Below are 16,732 nucleotides of genomic sequence, written 5' to 3'. Positions count from 1 at the left end.
ACTGTACGCTGAGGCACTGACATGGACAAGAATCCGTACCGGGACACCAGACACCGCCGGCTGGAGGATTACCCGCGCCCGTCGGTGGCCGTCGATACCGCGGTGCTGACGGTCGACCCCGACGGCGCGCTGGTGGTGCTGCAGGTCCGTCGGCTTCAGGCCAGCGGGTGGGCGTTGCCGGGGACGTTCCTGCACGAGGGAGAGGTGCTCGCCGACGCGGTCAAGCGGTCACTGGCCGACAAGGTCAACATCCGCGGCCTGCACCCACGTCAACTGCACGTGTTCGACGCCCTCGATCGCGACGATCGGGGCCGGGTACTGTCCGTCGCGCACCTCGCCGTCGTCCCTGCCGAACGCCTGGCGACGCGCTTCGCGACCACCACCCGCTTGATGCCGGTGACGGCGCCCGGACGGTTGATCTACGACCACCCCGACATCATCGAGCTTGCCGTCACCGACGTTCGCACCCACTATGCGACGGCGCCGGACCCGGACCGCCTGCTGGGCGACACTTTCACCCTGCGCGACCTACGCCTGATCCACGAAGCCGTCGCCGGCCACGAATTGCAGCGCGACACCTTCCGGCGCACGATGCAGGACCAACTGGAGGCCACCGGAGACTTCTCAGCACGCGGCCGGGGACGGCCCGCCGAATTGTTCCGCCGGCGCACAAGCAGCTGAGTCCAGGTGTTGTTACCCGAATTCACCATTCGCAAAACGATGCGCAGGCCAGCGCTTTAGGCCTCTGAGCAGGCTCGACTCGGGTACCGGTCACCCCGTACGGTCGAGTGCATGGATGTATCCAACTTGGCTTTCGAATGGACGGATACCAATCGCCATTGGCTCATCGAGGTTCCCATCCGGGTCGTGGCGTACATCGTCGTCGCGTTGATCGTGCGGTACGTGCTGCACCGCATGATCGACCGCGCGACCACCGGCAGGCGCGCCAAGGCCCGTAGCGGCGAAGTGGAGGGGCAGGCCCGAAAGCCCCCGCTGCTGCGCTACCTGCGTGACCGCGCCTCGGCCACGACCAGCGGCCTCCAAGCCGCCGAACGTCGCCAACAACGCGCGCAGACCATCGGCTCGGTCCTCAAATCGACCGTCTCGATCGTCCTGCTGATCTGGATGGTGCTGGCCATCCTCAGCGCGCTCAGCGTCAACATCGCCCCGTTCATCGCCTCGGCCGGTGTGGTCGGTCTGGCCATCGGCTTCGGCGCCCAGAACCTGGTGCGCGACTTCGTCACCGGCGTGTTCATGTTGCTGGAGGACCAGTACGGCGTGGGGGACAACGTCGACGTCGGCGACGTGATCGGCGAGGTTCAGAGCGTCGGGCTGCGGATCACCACGATCCGCGACATCGACGGCACCCTCTGGTACGTCCGCAACGGCGAGATCGCCCGCGTGGGCAACATGAGCCAGGACTACGCCGTCGCCCGGGTCGAAGTTCCGGTAGCTCTGACCGCCGACCTTGACCGCGCCGAAAAGGTAGCTGTCGATGCCGCCAGCGAGGTCATCGCCGATCCGGACATGGCCGACAAGGTCCTGGGCAAGCCGGAAATGCTTGGTGTGCAGGATCTCTCGCCGGACCTGGTCACCTTGCGAATGACGGTGAAGACACGGCCCAACGCGCAATGGTCGGTGCAACGCAAACTGCGCGGCGAGATCGTGCGCGCCTACGACGAGAACGACATCGACCTGCCTTATCCGCAGGGACGGATAGCCGCGCTCGTCGGTGGCCGCGACGACACCGAGGCGTAGTGGTCGGGGCGGATCTGCTTTTCGCCTGACCACCGGTAGGCCGTCAACGCCCCGCCCTTGACCGCGCTGAAATCGACGCACGCGGTGTATTCGGTCCAGTCGTGTCGATGTTTGGGCGGCCCCTGCCGCCAGTAGTGGCCGTAGAACACCGGCACCCCCGGCGGGTAGACGTAGGCCTGGTCGCCGTGCGAGAGCTCAAGCTCGGGCAGTGGGGGATAGGGCTCACCGGCCGCGGTGGTGAAACTGCCTTCGATCAAGGCAAGATCGCGCAGGGTGCGGGCCTCGCTGTTCCACCACCGCATCACGATCTGCGCGCTGCCCGCCTCCACCATGTCCTTGACGACCTGCAGCACCCGCAGTTGCTCGTCACCACGATCGATCAGGTCACCGACGAAGATGGCCTGACGTTCGGGGTGGCGGTATTCGCTTGTGCTGCCCGAACTCTCGTAGCCCAACTGGCCGAGCAAGGATTCCAGCTGGGTGGCGCAGCGATGAACATCGCCGATGATGTCATAGCCCGCAATGGTGGAGTCGGTCATAGCGGTCCTCCTGTCGTGCGAATCGTCAAACACCGATGACGCCGCATCCGGTGCGGCTGGTGGTTGGCGGTGTGTGCCGTTCGATCAGAACTGTGCGACGGCAACCCGGGGAAGCAACTTGAGCATAACGGCGGGGTCTGACGTGACCTCGCTCCGCTGCTAGCAAAGTGCTAGCAAGAAGAAAGCAGATGGGTATCTTTGCGCTATGCGCACGCTGCATCTCCGCAATGTTCCAGACGACGTCATGGAGCGGCTCGAACGGATGGCACGCGCAGCGGGTACGTCAGTGACTGCCGTGGCGATCCGTGAACTCGACGCTGCGTCCCAGCGAGTCGACAATGCCGCCTTGCTGGCCACTTTGCCCGATCTGAACGTCTCAACTGAAACGATTGTCAAAGAACTGGATTCCGAGCGCAGATGATCGTTCTTGATGCGTCGGTGGCCGTGTCGGCGCTGTTGAACGATGGCCAGGCGCGCCGCCTCCTTGCCGGTGAGTCAATCCATGCGCCGCACCTGGTGGACGTGGAAGTGGTCAGCGTATTGCGTCGACACGCTGCGGCGGGTCTGCTCACGCCGGGGCAAGCCAGTCGCGCGCTGGATGTCTGGAAAAGAGTCGGGCTGATTCGCTATGCCGCGGCCCCGCTTCTGGAACGGGTGTGGGAACTTCGCGCCGCCGTGACGGCTCACGCCGCAATGTATGTGGCTCTTGCGGAAAACCTGGACTGCGCACTGGTAACGGCGGATTCGCAGTTGTCCGCGGCCAACGGACCGCAGTGCGCCATCACGGTCGTACCCCGGTGAACCATGCATCAACGCCGCGATCTACTGCTCGATATTGACCGGAATCCGCGGCCTTGATCACCCGGTTCACGACCGACTATTCCGCGGGGTCTACGGCGGCCCGCCCGGCGACCCGTCGAATGCGGCCGTACAGCCACAGCAGCACCGCCGCAAAACCCACCACGCCAAGAACCTCGGCCAGGTTGCCGTCGTTGTGGAAGATCGCGAACGGATCGTCGCTGCCGGTGCCGGCGACGAACCCGGCGAAGATGACGCCGTAGAGGCTCTCGCCGACGATCAGGCCGGTGGCCAGCAGCACCCCGAGCCGCTTTTTGCGTTCCACACCGGCCTCGGAGCCGCTGCGGCCAGCCCAACGGTTGTAGAAGTAGCCCAACAGCGAGCCCAGCGGGATGATCAACGTCAGGCTCATCGGCAGGTACATGCCCATCCCGACGGCCAGCGGGGGCAGGGTGAAACGCGATGTGCGGGTGAGGATCTCGTCGACGATCACGATCCCGACGCCGATCAGCGCCCCCAACCCGATCAGCGACCAGTCCAACGACCCGCCGAACACGCCCTTGGCCAGTGAGGAGATAAGCGCCGCCTGCGGGGCGGCCAACGCGTGGTCGGTGGCACCGGGCGCACCCAGGAAGCCGAACGCCTGCTGCATCAGATCCAGCACCGGCGGGATGATCGCCGCGCCGAACAGCACCCCGATCACCAAGGCCACCTGCTGTTTCCACGGCGTGGCGCCGACGAGCTGACCGGTCTTGAGGTCTTGCAGGTTGTCGTTGGAGATCGTGGCGACGCCGAACGTGATGGCCGAGGCGAACAACGTGAAGGCGACGAGCGCCAGGGCCTGCTCGTCATCGGCGCGACCGAAGACCACCTTGATCAGCACCGCGGCGATGAGCACGGTCAGAATGCCCACGCCGGAAATCGGACTGTTCGACGAGCCGATCAGACCCGCCATGTAGCCGCACACCGCCGCGATCACCAGGCCGACGAGGAAGATGAAGATCACGCTGGCCGCGATGATCCCGGCCGAGCTGCCATGTAACGCGGTGCCGCGGCTGAACTGCCACAGCAGCACACCGATCGGCAGCAGCATCGCCACCACGACGGCCGCGACGACGGGGAAGGGAATGTCGCGTTCGGTCAGGTCGACCAGCTGACCCTCACGGCGGTTGCGGGCCGAGGCCAGCGCGTCGGTGATGCCTTTGACGATGGGGCGCAAGATCTTCAACAGCGTCCAGACTGCGGCCACCGCGATCGCCCCGGCCCCGATGAAGCGCACCTCGTGGACGAAAACGCCGTCGATCACGTCGGCCACGGATTCGTCGCCCCCGAACGCCCCGATGGTCCGGACCGGCAGCAGCACACCGAAGGAGATCACCAGCCCGACGAGCATCGCGATGCCGACACTCATGCCGACCAGATGCCCCACGCCGATCAACGCCAACGACAAACTGGCGCCGAACATCGACCCGCCTGCTCCGACACGGAAATACGCCGCAACCGAATTGGCCAACACCTTGACGTTGGCCAGCAGCGCGAACCCGGCCGACACCAGCGCGCCGAACGCGATGACCCGTAGCCCGACGCGGTTGTCCTCGGCGCCGCCGGTGCTGTCACCGACCTTGAGCACCTCGGCGGCGGCCACGCCTTCGGGATAGGGCAGATCCGATCCGGTCACCAGGGCGCGGCGCAGCGGGATGGAGTACATCACGCCGAGGATGCCGCCGACGGCACACACCGCCACGGTGATCCAGTACGGGAACCCGGTCCACCAGCCGATCATGATCAGCCCGGGCAACACGAAGATGATCGCCGAGAGCGTGCCCGCCGCCGAGGCCACCGTCTGCACGATGTTGTTCTCCACGACGGAGTGGTTGGCGAAGTTGCGCAGGATCGCCATCGAGATCACCGCGGCCGGGATGGCGGTGGCGAACGTGAGCCCGACCTTGAGACCGAGGTAGACGTTGGCGGCGGTGAACACCAGCGTGATCACGCCGCCGAGCAGGATCCCGCGGACGGTCAGTTCCCGCAGCGTCGGCGCGGCAGAAGTGACGGGGTCTACTGGTACTCCGGCGGCCAACTCGACATCCTCTCGGTCGTACCCCAAGGCCGTCGTCATGTGGTCGGCCAATCCGTCTTTACACGGTAAGCGTTGCGTTGCGGTATTTGCGGGGATGCCCTGGATCCGCATCGCGGCAAGCCTGGCGAACAAATGGGAGTGCGCTGGTAGCGTGATCCCATGGAGGCCATCATCGATTCCGGAGGTCGAGTTGTGCTGCCCAAACAACTTCGCGATGCGTTGGGTCTGACCCCGGGGACAAAGGTCGACATCTCGGCCTACGGGGGTGGATTGCAGATCGTCCCGGGCGGGAGGACGGCACGACTCGAGCGGGGCGAGGACGGGCGCCTGGTCGCCGTGGCCGACACGGTCGTCACTGACGAGATGATGTTCGCCCTCATCGATTCGGGACGACGCTGACCGCAGTGCCGGTGCCCGTCACTGCGGTCGACACCAGCGTCGCGGTAGCCCTGCTCGTCACCTCGCATCCGCAACACGCCATGGTGGCCGGCTGGGCCAAGGGGCGCACGCTGGGGCTGAGTGGGCATGCCCTGGCCGAAACCTATTCCGTGCTCACACGCTTACCGGGCGATGCCCGCATCGACCCAGCAGACGCGGTGACACTGATCGACGAGAACTTCCCTGAATCGTTTTCGCTCGGTGTACGTGCCGCGCGAGCCGCCCACCGCGAGTTCGCCCGTCGCGGCATCGCCGGCGTCGCTACCTACGACGGACTGGTGGCCGTGGCGGCTCGTGAGCACGATGCCGTCCTCGTCACCCGGGATGCACGCGCCAGATCGACCTACGAAACGCTCGGCGTGGTCACCGAGGTGCTGGCCAACGACGTCAAGCGCTGACCTGTCGACCGGCGCGGTGACCGCCGTGAAATTGGTACCGGTTTCGGTACCGATACCGGTATCGTGGAGGCATGCCTTCGCTCAACATCGAGTTCGACGACGCGGAAATGGAGCAGATTCGCGCCGCTGCCCGCGTCGATGACGTGTCGTTGAAGAAGTTCGCCCACGCGGCAGTCATGGATCGGGCCAGCATGCACAAGCGCAGGGTGGCCGAGGCGGCGCGGCTCGTGGCCGAGAAGTCAGCCGAACTCAACAGACGGCTGGCGTGATCGAGTATCTCGACCGCGACGATGTCCTCACCGCGGGATCGATCGCCTTCGGCGGGGAACTGAAGGTGCGTGATTACGGTCTGCTCGATGCCGCTGTCGCGCGGCCTCGGGCGACGGTCTTTGGCGTCGACGCCTATCCGGAGGTGTGGGAAAAGGCAGCCGCACTGTTGCAGTCCCTGGCCCGCAATCGTGCCCTCGTCGACGGGAACAAACGCACCGCCTGGGCGTCGGCGTGGACATTCCTGCATATCAACGGCATTGAACTCACCGCGGACTTCGACGTCGATCGGGCCGAGCGTCTGATGAACGGCGACGCGGTCCAGGACTGCGAACTCGGTGAGATCGCTACCTTGCTGAAGGGTTTCAGCGGGTGAGAGGCCGGCGCCCGACCGCATGCCCACTCTGAAACCCACCCGTTGCGCACCGTTCACCCAAAGCTGCCCGCCCGGACATCCGTGCACGCCAAGCTCGCCTCGACGCATCGGCACAACTGAAGAGGGCGACGGATGAGAACGGCACGAGCCGCAGCGGTGACCACGGCGGCGGCAATGATTCTGGCCGGCTGCTCCACCGAGGACGCGAAGCCGCAGGAGGCACCGAAGGCGACCTCGCCGATCGACTGGAACCTGCCCGAGGCCGATCGCTACCACCGCACCGCCACCTACCCGGTGTATTTCAACAAGCCGGCCGACGACCCGGTGGACCGGGAGACCGTCGCCGAGATCTCCACCGTCACCCCCGACGGCAACACCCTCATCTACACCGATGCCGCGGCTAAGCGTATCGGCTTCGTCGACATCCACGATCCCGCCAAACCGGTTGGTACTGGAACGCTTTCACTCGCCGAGCTGGGACACAAAGACGATCAGCCCACCTCGGTGGCCGCCGTCGGCAACGTCGTCCTGGTCGTGGTGGACACCACCGGCGGTGACTTCGCCCATCCGTCTGGACGCGTCGACATCGTCCGGATCGATGACCGCACCCGCGTGCACAGCATCGACCTGGGCGGGCAGCCCGACTCGATCGCCATCAGCCTCGACGGCACCTTCGCCGCGATCGCCATGGAGAACCAGCGCAACGAGGAGTTCACCCCGCCCGGCAAGGAGGAAGGTGACCTGCCGCAGCCGCCAACGGGTTTCGTGCAGCTGATCGATCTCCGTGGCGCGCCGAACGCCTGGACGGCCCGCAAAGTCGACTTCGACGTCGAGGCCGCCCGTGCCGCCGGGCTGGACACCCCGGAAGACCTCGAACCGGAGTACGTCAGCATCAACTCCCGCGGTCAGGTCGCGGTGACGCTGCAGGAGAACAACGGCGTCGCCGTCATCGACGGCCGCAGCGGGGCGGTGCAGAAGATCTTCACCGCCGGAAGCCAGTCGGTCGAAGGGATCGACACCAAAGAGGACGACGCGATCGATCAAACCGGTTCGATCAACGACACCCCGCGTGAACCCGATGCCATCGGCTGGATCGGTGATGACCACGTCGCCACCGCCAACGAGGGCGACTGGAAGGGCGGCACCCGCGGCTGGACGATCTTCGACGCCGCGACCGGCAAGGTGGTGTGGGATTCCGGCAACTCCCTCGAACAGCTTGCGGTGCGCACCGGCCTGCACATCGAAAGCCGCGCCGAGGTAAAGGGTCCCGAGCCCGAAGGGCTGGCCATCACCGAGCTCGGCGGCAAGCCGACCGCGCTGATCGCCTCCGAACGCAGTAACTTCGTCGCGGTCTACGACGTCAGCGATCCGACCGCGCCGGTGTTCCGGCAGATCCTGCCCACCACGCCCGGCCCGGAAGGTGTCCTGCCGATCCCGTCGCGCAACCTGCTGGCCATCTCCTCCGAGTCCGACGACGCCGAGGCGCACGTGCGGGCTTCGGTGAACCTCTACGGCTACGGCAAAACCTTCGCGACCGCAGGGAAACCGAGCTTCCCGTCGATCGTGTCCGCAGACCTCGACGGCGCACCGATCGGATGGGGTGCGCTCGGCGCGTTGTCGCCCGATCCGCAGAACCCCAACCGGCTCTACACCGCGACCGACAACGCCTACGGCCCGGCGCGCATTCTCGGTGTGGACGTGGCGCAGAAGCCGGCCCTGATCGACACCGCCTTACCGATCACGGAGAACGGCACGCCCGTCACCCTCGACACCGAAGGCCTCTCCGCCCGGCCCGACGGTGGATTCGTGCTGGCGGTGGAAGGCGACGACGGCCCCGGCAACCAGATCGTCTACGTGGCCGCCGACGGCAAGATCGAGAAGCGGGTTTCGCTGCCCAAAGACATTGCGGCGCAACTAGGCAGCAACGGCCTGGAAGGAGTTGCTGTCGATGGGGACACCGTCTGGGTGGTGCTGCAACGTGAACTCAAGACCGACCCCAAGGGCATGGCCCGGCTCGGACGTTACACACCAGAACGGGACGCGTGGGAGTGGTTCGGCTACCAGCTGGACGCCACCACCGCCAAGGATGACTGGATCGGGCTGTCCGAAATCAGCCTCCACAACGGCGACTTGCTGGTCCTGGAACGCGACAAACTCAACGGGCCCGACGCGCGGGTGAAGGCGCTGTACCGGGTGGCGATTCCAGGCGGTGCGGGCGCGACGGGCGTGGACAAGCCCAGCGTGCTGCCGAAGACGTTGGCCCGCAACCTGGTACCGGACCTGCAAGCCACCAACGGCTATGTGCAGGAGAAGGTCGAGGGCGTCGCGATCGCCGGCAACGAGAACCTGTACGTCATCACCGACAACGACGGGCTCGACGACGCGAACGGTGAGACGGTGTTCCTCGATCTCGGACCGGCCACCGAGGCGTTGGCGGGATAACTACGCCAGACCCAGTGCCTTACGCAGACGGTCGGCATCCATCCCGCCCGGCACGGCCGGGAACGAGTCGAGCAGTTTGATGAGGTCGCCGCGTCGAGTCGGGTCGTCGGCGGCTTGGCGCGGGGTGTGGCCGTCGAGCGCCGGAATCGGTTCGTCGAGCCACTGTGCCTCGTGGGCGAGGATGGCCTCGTTGAGCACCGCGGCGACTTCCGGGCTCATCGGGTCGAGCTGCGCACCGCGTGCCGAAAGTGCTTGGGCCACAGCGGATGCCTCGCGGAGATCGCCCATGGGTACCCGGGACTCTTCGACGATGACCAACGTCGGTGCCAGTTGCTTCAGCGTGGCCAGCACGCGGTCCATGCGTTGTTCACTGTTGGTGGCGATGTGCAGGGCGTCGCCGTCGAGGTCAATCATGGCGCGAATCCGCGGCATGCCGTGGGTGACGACACGCTCGAGCCACCGGGGCGGATCTTCGTCGGCGACCCGGTCAAACGTGGTGTCGAGTGACGCCGAAAGATCGGCCGGGTCCGCGACGCGCAGCGTCGCCTCACACGCGACGAGGGAATCGCCCTCGGTGTTGGTCAGTGTCGGCGGAGCGAACCGTTGCGTCAGAAACGCGACGAGTTCGATCGCATCGGGTTCGGTATCGAGCAGCTCGATCAGTGACGCACGCTCGTGCAGCGCCACCGGCTCGATACCACCGAAGATCTGCATGGTGTCGCCCGCAGGAACCACACGCGCACAGATCATTTGACCCGCTTTGAGCTGACGGCTGCCGGCCGCCTCCTGTACGTCGTGGATGTCACCGGTCCGTAAGTCGCGCACGGTGATACCGCGCCCACGCTGCACCTGCTCGACCTCGAACACCGAACGCTGCACCAAGAGCCACTGCTCGGCCAGCAGCCGCTCGTCGTCGGGCAACAGCGGCCCACGCTGGTCGACGAACTCGCCGAATGCGCCACCCTCGAACAACACGGCGTCGATGACGAGGGGATCGGTTATCGCGTCGAATAATTCGTCGTCGTCCTCGGCGTAGTATCCGCGTTCCGACCTGACCGATTCCAATAGGAGATCCCAGTCGCTCGACATGAGATGTTGGACAGCCTTGGCGTACAACCAATCGACCCGCTCGGCCAGCGGTAACTGCTCCCGGCCCAGGTGACACTTCTTGTACTTGCGGCCGGAGCCACACCAGCACACGTCGTTACGGCCCAGATCACTGCGCGGCTGCGCCCGATGCCGCTCCAACAGGAGGACCATCGGATCGTCCGGCTCGGCACCGGCGCGTCGCAGCAGCGACAACGCCCGCTCGACATCACCACGGTCGGAAGCAAACCGGGCCAGGTTGAACAGCACTGGCTCCCAGGTGGTGTCGAGCGACTCGGCCTGCAGCAGCTGCTGTTCGGCTTGCTCGACGGCGCCTGTGCGCTCCAAGGCGACGGCCTGCAGCCACCGGCAACCCACCCGGGCCGGCCGCGACAGTTTCGACTCCAACGCTTCGGCAAGCAGACCCAACGCGGCCGCGCCGGCGCGCCCGGTGTGGGTTGCCGCGTCCGCGAGAATCTCGGCGAGCTCCGGGTCAGCGAGCACCTCACCAAAGTCACTGGCAATGGCGAGGAACGAGCGGGAATCAGCCGATTCTTCGGTATCTTCCAGTAGTTCTTCGATGGTATGCGTGCTGCCCTCGGCGCCCGCGGTCTCGATCGTCCTGCGCAATTGATCGTGAAGTTTGGTCAGCGTATAGACCGCCACTGCGTCGACGCCGGGATCGAGTTCGTAACGGTCCCGGAACAACTCGTAGCCTCGCTCGAACTGCCACGCGGGGAAATCAAAACCCGGCGGCGCCAACAGGGCACCGAAGCGGGCCAGGCCGTGATCGGCAGCGATCTGACTCAGCGGCGGCACAGCCTCGGTGAACAGCTGCGGATCCTCGGCGCACAATGTCTGCACCGCGGTCTCGAAGTCGATCGGGTGGTCATCGAGCAGCGCCGCCAACCGAGCGCCGACCTCGGCCTGACCGGTGGCGTCGACGCGCTCCACTGCCAGGCCTCGTCCGGTCCACCGCACCCCGACCAGGTCGCCCTCGGAAACCTGCAACGTCGCCAGCGTTCCCGACGGCAGCAGCAGGGCCCCGCGCGGATCCACCACCTCAAGGGGGATCTGACGTTGTTCGAGCAGTTCGGCGTCGACCGAACGTAGAACTATCTGGGCCGGTGAGCCGTCGACGAATCCACCGAACTGCTCGTCGCTGCTGAGTGCGATCACCGGGTCGAGGTCGGGTGTCGTGGCCAAGAGATCGTGGGCCGCCTCGTCGGCGGTGAGCCGGTGGGTGAACACCCGACCGTGCAGCAGCGTGGGTAGCCACACCCAGGTCTCGTCGAGCAATCGGTCTATCGGATCACCGATTTCGTCGAGCAGATCGTCGAATTCGAGGTTGACCCGGCCACGTTCCCGCAGCCGCTGCATGAGGTCGTCTTCGGAGAGCGGCCCGTGCTCGGTCAGGATTTCCGCCACTGCTTGCACTGGGTCGAACGCGTCCGCCATGGGGCCACCCTATAACTGGCCCGGGCCGCTCCTTTGCACTATGCGCACCACCGTGGACTTGCCGGATGACCTGTATAAACAGGCCCAGCCGATTGCCCGGGACACCCATCGAAGCTTGAGTGAGACGGCCTGGCCCATTTGCATCGCGACGTGGCGCTATTGGTGCCGGCTGGATCCCGAGCGCCAGGAATCGAGAACCGTCTCGATGCGGTCGTACACCCGATCCCGAGCCGATTGTCGGTCGACACCGGACATCAGCAACTCGTCATAGTCGGTGTCCTCGTGACGAATCGATGCCGCGACGGCCAGGTGCACGGCATCCGGATCGAGCGCCCGCCCGGCAGCACTACGCCCGACGCGTCCGCTGCCGCGTATTGCCGCGTGCCGGGCGATCCTCTCAGCTCGGTCGGCCGGGCAGTGCGGGAACTGGACGAGGATGGCGGCGGCCAACTCGGCTTGGAAGCGCAGATCCTCGTCGGCTCGGCGGACTGCGTCGCGTTCCCGGCGGCGGGCGCGGGCGTCGGCGTCGGACAGGCACTCCTGTTCGGCGCGTTGGATCGCCTCCACTTCGGCCAGGATTCCTTGGCGCTCATAGCGTTTGCGCGACCGGCTCCACCGCACCACCACCGCCGACAGTCCACTCGCCTTCTTTGCGCGGCGCGTCAGCGCGGCATCGCCGGCCGGCAGGAACTCCAGATGCCCGAAGTCCGCGCAGTCCAGGCACACCGGTCCCGCGTCCTCCATGAACAGGTAATCACCGGTTCCCTCGCAGGAGGTACAAGTCCAGTCCTTGATCGGCATGATCGCCAGGAGTTCGGGTGGTTTACTCTGCCGCTTGACTGCGCGCTCATCGAGATCCGGTGACACCCAGTGTGTTCGGTAGATGCGTTCGGTCGCGTCATCGCCGTCGCCGCTGAATCGCAGCACCCGGCGGTCACGTGTCTGGCTGACGTAGTCGGTCTCGGAGGGCTTGAGGTTGCGCTCCTGTGCCCACCGTTGCAGGGCCGCCAGCGCGGCGGCGACCTTGGTCGGGTTGGTCTGGATAGCGTCGTCCAAGGAGTCGATGCTGCCTTGACGCCATCGTTCGACGTGCGACGGCGTCAACCAACCCAACCGCAGCAAGACGTCGATGGCACTGACATATCGCTGGGCTTCGAAGGCCATCTCGGCGGCCTGATCGACGCGCTGTTCAAGTTTTGAGCCGGCCATATTCGGTGAGGATATCGTCAGGCTGGTCTCGCCCCGAGAAACATCGGGGTGCGATCGTCGAGTCAGGGCCGGCTAACCTTCCGCGGCCACCAACGACCGCAGCTTGATGTCGGGGTTGTCGCGCTGGAACCCTTCGAGCCGCCACGGCGTGGAGAACACCACGAGCATGACCCCGTCGGTGCGGGTCAGCACTTCACACGAGACCTGACGGTTGACGAACTCGGCGTCCTCGGGTTCGACGATCCGGGCCACCTGATACGGCAGGTTCTCCAGCGAGATCGGGGCACTGAGTTCGGTGGCCATTCGGTGGGCGGCCACCTCGAACTGCATCGGCCCGACGGCGGCGAACACCGGCGCCTGGTCACCGCGCTTGTCCGAGCGCAGCACCTGCACGACACCTTCCTGATCGAGCTGCTCGATGCCCTTGCGGAACTGCTTGTGCTTGCTGGGGTCGGTGCCCCGGGCGACCGCGAAGTGTTCGGGGGAGAAGCTCGGGATCGGCGGGTACACCACCGGCACGTCGCGGTAGAGGGTGTCACCCGGGCGCAGCACCGCGGCGTTGGCCAACCCGATCACATCACCGGGCCAGGCGTCGTCGAGCGTCGAGCGCTGCTGGCCGAACACCGACTGCGCGTACTTGGTGACGAACGGCTTGCCGGTGGCGGCATGGGTGAGGACGTCGCCGCGCTCGAACGTGCCCGAGACCACCCGGGCGTAGGCGATGCGATCCCGATGGGAGGTGTCCATGCCGGCCTGCACCTTGAACACGAACGCGCTGAACGGGGAGTCCACCGCACGGCGATTTCCGTCGACGTCGAGCGAGCCGCTGGGGGCCGGCGCCAACTCCACGAGCACATCGAGCAGCTGGTTGACCCCGAAGTTCAGCGCCGCGGAGGTGAACAGCACCGGGGAGGATTCCCCGGACAGGAACGTCGCGCGGTCGTAGTCCGACCCGTCGGCCGAGAGCAGTTCGGATTCCTCGACCGCGGTGTCCCAGTCCTCCCCGGCGGCGGCATGCGCGTCGGCCGCGGCGATGTGCTCCTCGGGGGCGGCAGTGGCGCCGCCCGCGGTGCGGGTGAACCGGATGAACTTGTTTTCCCGGCGGTCCATCACACCCTTGAAATCTCCGGCGATACCCACCGGCCAGGTCAGGGGAGTGGTGCGCAGCCCGATCCGCTCGTGGATCTCGTCCATCAACTCCAGGGCGTGCCGGCCCGGGCGGTCCCACTTGTTGATCACCGTGATGATGGGGATGCCGCGGTGCTTACAGACCTGGAACAGTTTTAGGGTCTGCGGTTCAAGGCCTTTGGCGGCGTCGATGAGCATCACCGCGGCGTCCACGGCCGTCAGCACCCGGTAGGTGTCCTCGGAGAAGTCGGCGTGGCCGGGGGTGTCGAGCAGGTTGATGACGCACTCGCGGTACGGGAACTGCAGCGCGGTCGAGGTGATCGAGATGCCGCGGGCCTTCTCCATCTCCATCCAGTCCGACACCGTCGACTTGCGGCCCGCCTTGCCGTGGATCGCGCCGGCCTCGTTGATCACCCGCGCATGCAGCGCCAGCGCCTCGGTCAGCGTGGACTTACCGGCATCCGGGTGGCTGATGACGGCGAAGGTCCGGCGACGGGCCGCCTCGGCGGCGATCCGGGCAGCGTGCGGGGTGGCGGCGAGGGCGTTATCGGTCATCTCGACTAGCGATGGTATGGGCGTGCGGGGACAAACCCGTAATCGAGCGGGACCCGGCCAGTGATCCGCGCCGGGTGGTATCGCCAGTGATACTGCATTTCCAGATCGCCTGTCGGTCTCCTTCCCGGCGCCGGCGTGCCGCACGCGCATCACGACTCGCCCACAGTCCCGAGGCGTCGCACCGATGCCCGGACGGTCCGGCTACCATTGGGTCACCGATCGGTTTTCGATCACGACCCGATTCAATCCGGCCCTCGCCGAACCACATTGGAGTGACATTGACGTCTGTTCGTCGTGCCTACCTGGCGGTTGCACTTGCCGTGCTGGCCGTATCAGGTGGTGTCGTCGTCTCGGCCCTGCCGGACTGCGCCGAGCACTGCCAGACGTTGGCGGCCGCGCCCCAGGGCGCCCCGCAACCCTCACCGACCGAACCGGCCAAGCTGACCATCACGCCCAAGCCGAACGCCGAAGTCGACCCGCTGGCGCGCGTCATGGTCACTGCCGACACCGGCACCGTCGTCCGCGTCACGATGGTCAACGACGCCGGCAAGGAGATCCCGGGCATCCTCACCCCCGACGCCAAGACCTGGAAGCCGACGACGGAACTCGGCTACGGCCGCACGTACACGATGACGATCGAGGGCCGTGGCCCCGGCGGCATGCCGACGCGCAAGACCACGAGTTTCACCACCGTCACCCCGGGCTACCAGGCCCGCGTCTACCTCAACGGGACGTCGTACGCCCCGCTGCAGGACGGCGCCACCTACGGCGTCGGGATGGTGATCGTGGCCCGCTTCGACGAGCCGGTCACCGACAAGGCCGCCGCCGAACGCCGGATGAAGGTGATCACCGAGCCGAAGGCCGTCGGCTCGTGGAACTGGATCGACGACCAGACCGCGCACTGGCGCCCGGAGCGGTACTACGCGCCGGGCACCAAGGTGACCGTCGACGCCGCGATCTACGGCGCCAAGCTCGGTGACGACCTCTACGGCGCGCAGGACGAGAAGGTGTCGTTCACCATCGGTGCCTCCCACGTGACGGTCGCCGACGACAAGGACAAGCAGGTGCGGGTCTACGAGAACGGCAAGCTGGTGCGCACCATGCCGACCTCGATGGGCATGGGCGGCACCGAGACCGTCGGTGGCACCACGATGAGCTTCTGGACTCCGCGCGGCATCTACACCGTGATGGACAAGGCCAATCCGGTGGTCATGGACTCCTCGACCTACGGGCTGCCGGTGAACTCCCGGCTCGGCTACAAGACCACGATCCCGTGGGCCACCCGCATCAGCATCGACGGCATCTATCTGCACCAGCTCAACTCGACGATCTGGGCGCAGGGCAAAGAGAACGTGAGCCACGGCTGCCTGAACCTCAGTGGTGAGAACGCCGAGTGGTTCTACAACTTCTCGGTGCCCGGCGACATCGTCGAGATCCGCAACACCGGCGGCGACCCGCTCAAGCCGACCAACAACGGCGACTGGTCGGTGCCCTGGGCGCAGTGGGTCAAGGGCAGCGCGCTGAACTGAGCGCCGCTCAGAACACCCGGCGCGGCGGCGGCGGCTGCGTCACGATGGCCGGCAGGACGAACGTCTCGATGTAGCGCCGCGCAACGGCGGCATCGTTGCCGACCGGCACGGCCTTCACCAGGAAACTCAACGACGTCGCGATGATGAACTGAGCCAGATCGTTGGGGTGCACGCCGGGCCGGAACCGGGTGGCGTCGTCGGCGAAGATGGCCTCGATGGTGGCGGTCACCAGCTCGGTCAGGTCCGAGTCCTTGGCGATCAACGACGCGATCGTGCCGTCGGCAGTCTGCTCGGCCATCGTGTTGAGCAGCGGATCGGAGACCAGCTCGGTCGCGACGATGACCAGGCTCTCGACCAACAGCTCGATCGGCCCGGCCCCCTCGGGTAGGCGGGGCAGGATCGAGGACATGTGCCGCTGGGTGGTGCGCTGCACCATGGCCGCGATGAGCTCGTCGCGGTTGGCGAATTGACGGTAGATCGCGGCGCGGGAATAGCCGGCCTCGTGGGCGATGACCTCCATGGTCGAGGCCCGGTAGCCGCGGGTGACGAACAGGTGCTCGGCGGCGTCCATCAGCATCTCGCGAGCCTGCTCGGCGGTATTGCCGCCGCCCACCGGCCGCCCACGTCGGCGGCGTTCTGGTGCTGACAATTGGCTGTCCTGCTTCGGCGGC

General features: G+C 66.4%; 16 protein-coding genes and 1 pseudogene. 11 read left to right on the top strand and 6 right to left on the bottom strand.

Annotated elements, in window-relative coordinates; translation table 11 throughout:
* Nucleotides 1-21 precede the first annotated feature (21 nt).
* Both A5733_RS23720 and A5733_RS23715 read left to right on the top strand, forming a co-directional pair.
* Entirely contained in the window at nucleotides 22-681 is a 660-nt protein-coding gene (locus tag A5733_RS23720) for an NUDIX domain-containing protein (protein WP_076241866.1), read from the top strand.
* Between the two features lie 111 nt (nucleotides 682-792).
* Nucleotides 793-1,758, top strand: a complete 966-nt coding sequence (locus tag A5733_RS23715; RefSeq protein WP_076241865.1) for a mechanosensitive ion channel family protein — start codon at nucleotides 793-795, stop codon at nucleotides 1,756-1,758.
* Here A5733_RS23715 and A5733_RS23710 read toward each other — a convergent pair.
* The gene (locus A5733_RS23710; RefSeq protein ID WP_076241864.1) at nucleotides 1,701-2,297 is read right to left on the bottom strand and encodes a hypothetical protein; all 597 of its coding nucleotides are present in this window, start codon (nucleotides 2,295-2,297) and stop codon (nucleotides 1,701-1,703) included. The genes A5733_RS23715 and A5733_RS23710 overlap by 58 nt on opposite strands.
* Nucleotides 2,298-2,502: 205 nt before the next feature.
* Here A5733_RS23710 and A5733_RS23705 point away from each other — a divergent pair, with 205 nt between their 5' ends.
* Together A5733_RS23705 and A5733_RS23700 are read left to right on the top strand one after the other, a co-directional pair.
* Nucleotides 2,503-2,718, top strand: a complete 216-nt coding sequence (locus tag A5733_RS23705) for an antitoxin (protein WP_076241863.1) — start codon at nucleotides 2,503-2,505, stop codon at nucleotides 2,716-2,718.
* Nucleotides 2,715-3,098 (top strand): type II toxin-antitoxin system VapC family toxin, encoded by a 384-nt coding sequence (locus tag A5733_RS23700; protein WP_076241862.1) that lies wholly within the window; start codon nucleotides 2,715-2,717, stop codon nucleotides 3,096-3,098. The genes A5733_RS23705 and A5733_RS23700 overlap by 4 nt, the downstream gene beginning before the upstream one ends.
* A gap of 76 nt (nucleotides 3,099-3,174) precedes the next feature.
* Here the strand turns inward: A5733_RS23700 and A5733_RS23695 are convergent, their stop codons facing one another.
* On the bottom strand, nucleotides 3,175-5,214 hold the full coding sequence (locus tag A5733_RS23695) for an OPT family oligopeptide transporter (RefSeq protein WP_083666411.1): 2,040 nt from the start codon (nucleotides 5,212-5,214) through the stop codon (nucleotides 3,175-3,177).
* 120 nt (nucleotides 5,215-5,334) lie between these two features.
* On the opposite strand from A5733_RS23695, the gene A5733_RS23690 reads away from it, so the two are divergent.
* The 5 genes from A5733_RS23690 to A5733_RS23670 all read left to right on the top strand — a co-directional run bounded on the left by A5733_RS23690 (nucleotide 5,335) and on the right by A5733_RS23670 (nucleotide 9,096).
* Complete coding sequence (locus tag A5733_RS23690) at nucleotides 5,335-5,574, top strand: AbrB/MazE/SpoVT family DNA-binding domain-containing protein (protein ID WP_076241861.1); 240 nt, start codon at nucleotides 5,335-5,337, stop codon at nucleotides 5,572-5,574.
* Between the two features lie 11 nt (nucleotides 5,575-5,585).
* The gene (locus A5733_RS23685; protein WP_198938918.1) at nucleotides 5,586-6,011 is read left to right on the top strand and encodes a type II toxin-antitoxin system VapC family toxin; all 426 of its coding nucleotides are present in this window, start codon (nucleotides 5,586-5,588) and stop codon (nucleotides 6,009-6,011) included.
* Nucleotides 6,012-6,082: 71 nt separating this feature from the next.
* Nucleotides 6,083-6,280 (top strand): antitoxin Phd, encoded by a 198-nt coding sequence (locus A5733_RS23680; protein ID WP_067777167.1) that lies wholly within the window; start codon nucleotides 6,083-6,085, stop codon nucleotides 6,278-6,280.
* Nucleotides 6,277-6,654 carry a type II toxin-antitoxin system death-on-curing family toxin gene (locus A5733_RS23675; RefSeq protein ID WP_076241859.1) on the top strand — a complete coding sequence of 126 codons (378 nt, stop codon included), beginning with the start codon at nucleotides 6,277-6,279 and terminating at the stop codon, nucleotides 6,652-6,654. Before A5733_RS23680 ends, A5733_RS23675 begins: the two co-directional genes overlap by 4 nt.
* Before the next feature lie 132 nt (nucleotides 6,655-6,786).
* On the top strand, nucleotides 6,787-9,096 hold the full coding sequence (locus A5733_RS23670) for an esterase-like activity of phytase family protein (RefSeq protein ID WP_076241858.1): 2,310 nt from the start codon (nucleotides 6,787-6,789) through the stop codon (nucleotides 9,094-9,096).
* On the opposite strand, the gene A5733_RS23665 is transcribed toward A5733_RS23670, so the two are convergent.
* Nucleotides 9,097-11,640 carry an SEC-C domain-containing protein gene (locus tag A5733_RS23665; RefSeq protein WP_076241857.1) on the bottom strand — a complete coding sequence of 848 codons (2,544 nt, stop codon included), beginning with the start codon at nucleotides 11,638-11,640 and terminating at the stop codon, nucleotides 9,097-9,099.
* Nucleotides 11,641-11,680: 40 nt separating this feature from the next.
* Here A5733_RS23665 and A5733_RS27320 point away from each other — a divergent pair.
* Nucleotides 11,681-11,767: pseudogene (locus tag A5733_RS27320) on the top strand (antitoxin); the annotation flags it as partial.
* Between the two features lie 29 nt (nucleotides 11,768-11,796).
* On the opposite strand, the gene A5733_RS23660 reads toward A5733_RS27320, so the two are convergent.
* Nucleotides 11,797-12,849 carry a DUF2293 domain-containing protein gene (locus tag A5733_RS23660; protein ID WP_076241856.1) on the bottom strand — a complete coding sequence of 351 codons (1,053 nt, stop codon included), beginning with the start codon at nucleotides 12,847-12,849 and terminating at the stop codon, nucleotides 11,797-11,799.
* Nucleotides 12,850-12,921: 72 nt separating this feature from the next.
* Entirely contained in the window at nucleotides 12,922-14,532 is a 1,611-nt protein-coding gene (locus tag A5733_RS23655; protein WP_076241855.1) for a peptide chain release factor 3, read from the bottom strand.
* A 272-nt stretch (nucleotides 14,533-14,804) separates the two neighbouring features.
* Here A5733_RS23655 and A5733_RS23650 point away from each other — a divergent pair, with 272 nt between their 5' ends.
* Entirely contained in the window at nucleotides 14,805-16,061 is a 1,257-nt protein-coding gene (locus A5733_RS23650; protein WP_067777188.1) for an Ig-like domain-containing protein, read from the top strand.
* A 7-nt stretch (nucleotides 16,062-16,068) separates the two neighbouring features.
* Here A5733_RS23650 and A5733_RS23645 read toward each other — a convergent pair whose 3' ends face one another.
* Nucleotides 16,069-16,674 carry a TetR/AcrR family transcriptional regulator gene (locus tag A5733_RS23645; protein ID WP_233152763.1) on the bottom strand — a complete coding sequence of 202 codons (606 nt, stop codon included), beginning with the start codon at nucleotides 16,672-16,674 and terminating at the stop codon, nucleotides 16,069-16,071.
* Nucleotides 16,675-16,732: the final 58 nt, after the last annotated feature.

Source organism: Mycobacterium sp. NS-7484 (assembly GCF_001953975.1).
Classification (GTDB): Bacteria; Actinomycetota; Actinomycetes; order Mycobacteriales; family Mycobacteriaceae; genus Mycobacterium.
This window is presented reverse-complemented; position numbering and strand designations above follow the sequence as displayed.

Excerpts from the sequence above, each read along its gene's own strand:
- A5733_RS23690 (WP_076241861.1), top strand. The coding sequence starts at position 5,335 with ATGGAGGCCATCATCGATTCCGGAGGTCGAGTTGTGCTGCCCAAACAA.
- A5733_RS23710 (WP_076241864.1), bottom strand. The coding sequence starts at position 2,297 with ATGACCGACTCCACCATTGCGGGCTATGACATCATCGGCGATGTTCAT.
- A5733_RS23700 (WP_076241862.1), top strand. The coding sequence starts at position 2,715 with ATGATCGTTCTTGATGCGTCGGTGGCCGTGTCGGCGCTGTTGAACGAT.
- A5733_RS23670 (WP_076241858.1), top strand. The coding sequence starts at position 6,787 with ATGAGAACGGCACGAGCCGCAGCGGTGACCACGGCGGCGGCAATGATT.
- A5733_RS23720 (WP_076241866.1), top strand. The coding sequence starts at position 22 with ATGGACAAGAATCCGTACCGGGACACCAGACACCGCCGGCTGGAGGAT.
- A5733_RS23655 (WP_076241855.1), bottom strand. The coding sequence starts at position 14,532 with ATGACCGATAACGCCCTCGCCGCCACCCCGCACGCTGCCCGGATCGCC.
- A5733_RS23660 (WP_076241856.1), bottom strand. The coding sequence starts at position 12,849 with ATGGCCGGCTCAAAACTTGAACAGCGCGTCGATCAGGCCGCCGAGATG.
- A5733_RS23680 (WP_067777167.1), top strand. The coding sequence starts at position 6,083 with ATGCCTTCGCTCAACATCGAGTTCGACGACGCGGAAATGGAGCAGATT.
- A5733_RS23695 (WP_083666411.1), bottom strand. The coding sequence starts at position 5,214 with ATGACGACGGCCTTGGGGTACGACCGAGAGGATGTCGAGTTGGCCGCC.
- A5733_RS23715 (WP_076241865.1), top strand. The coding sequence starts at position 793 with ATGGATGTATCCAACTTGGCTTTCGAATGGACGGATACCAATCGCCAT.
- A5733_RS23705 (WP_076241863.1), top strand. The coding sequence starts at position 2,503 with ATGCGCACGCTGCATCTCCGCAATGTTCCAGACGACGTCATGGAGCGG.
- A5733_RS23665 (WP_076241857.1), bottom strand. The coding sequence starts at position 11,640 with ATGGCGGACGCGTTCGACCCAGTGCAAGCAGTGGCGGAAATCCTGACC.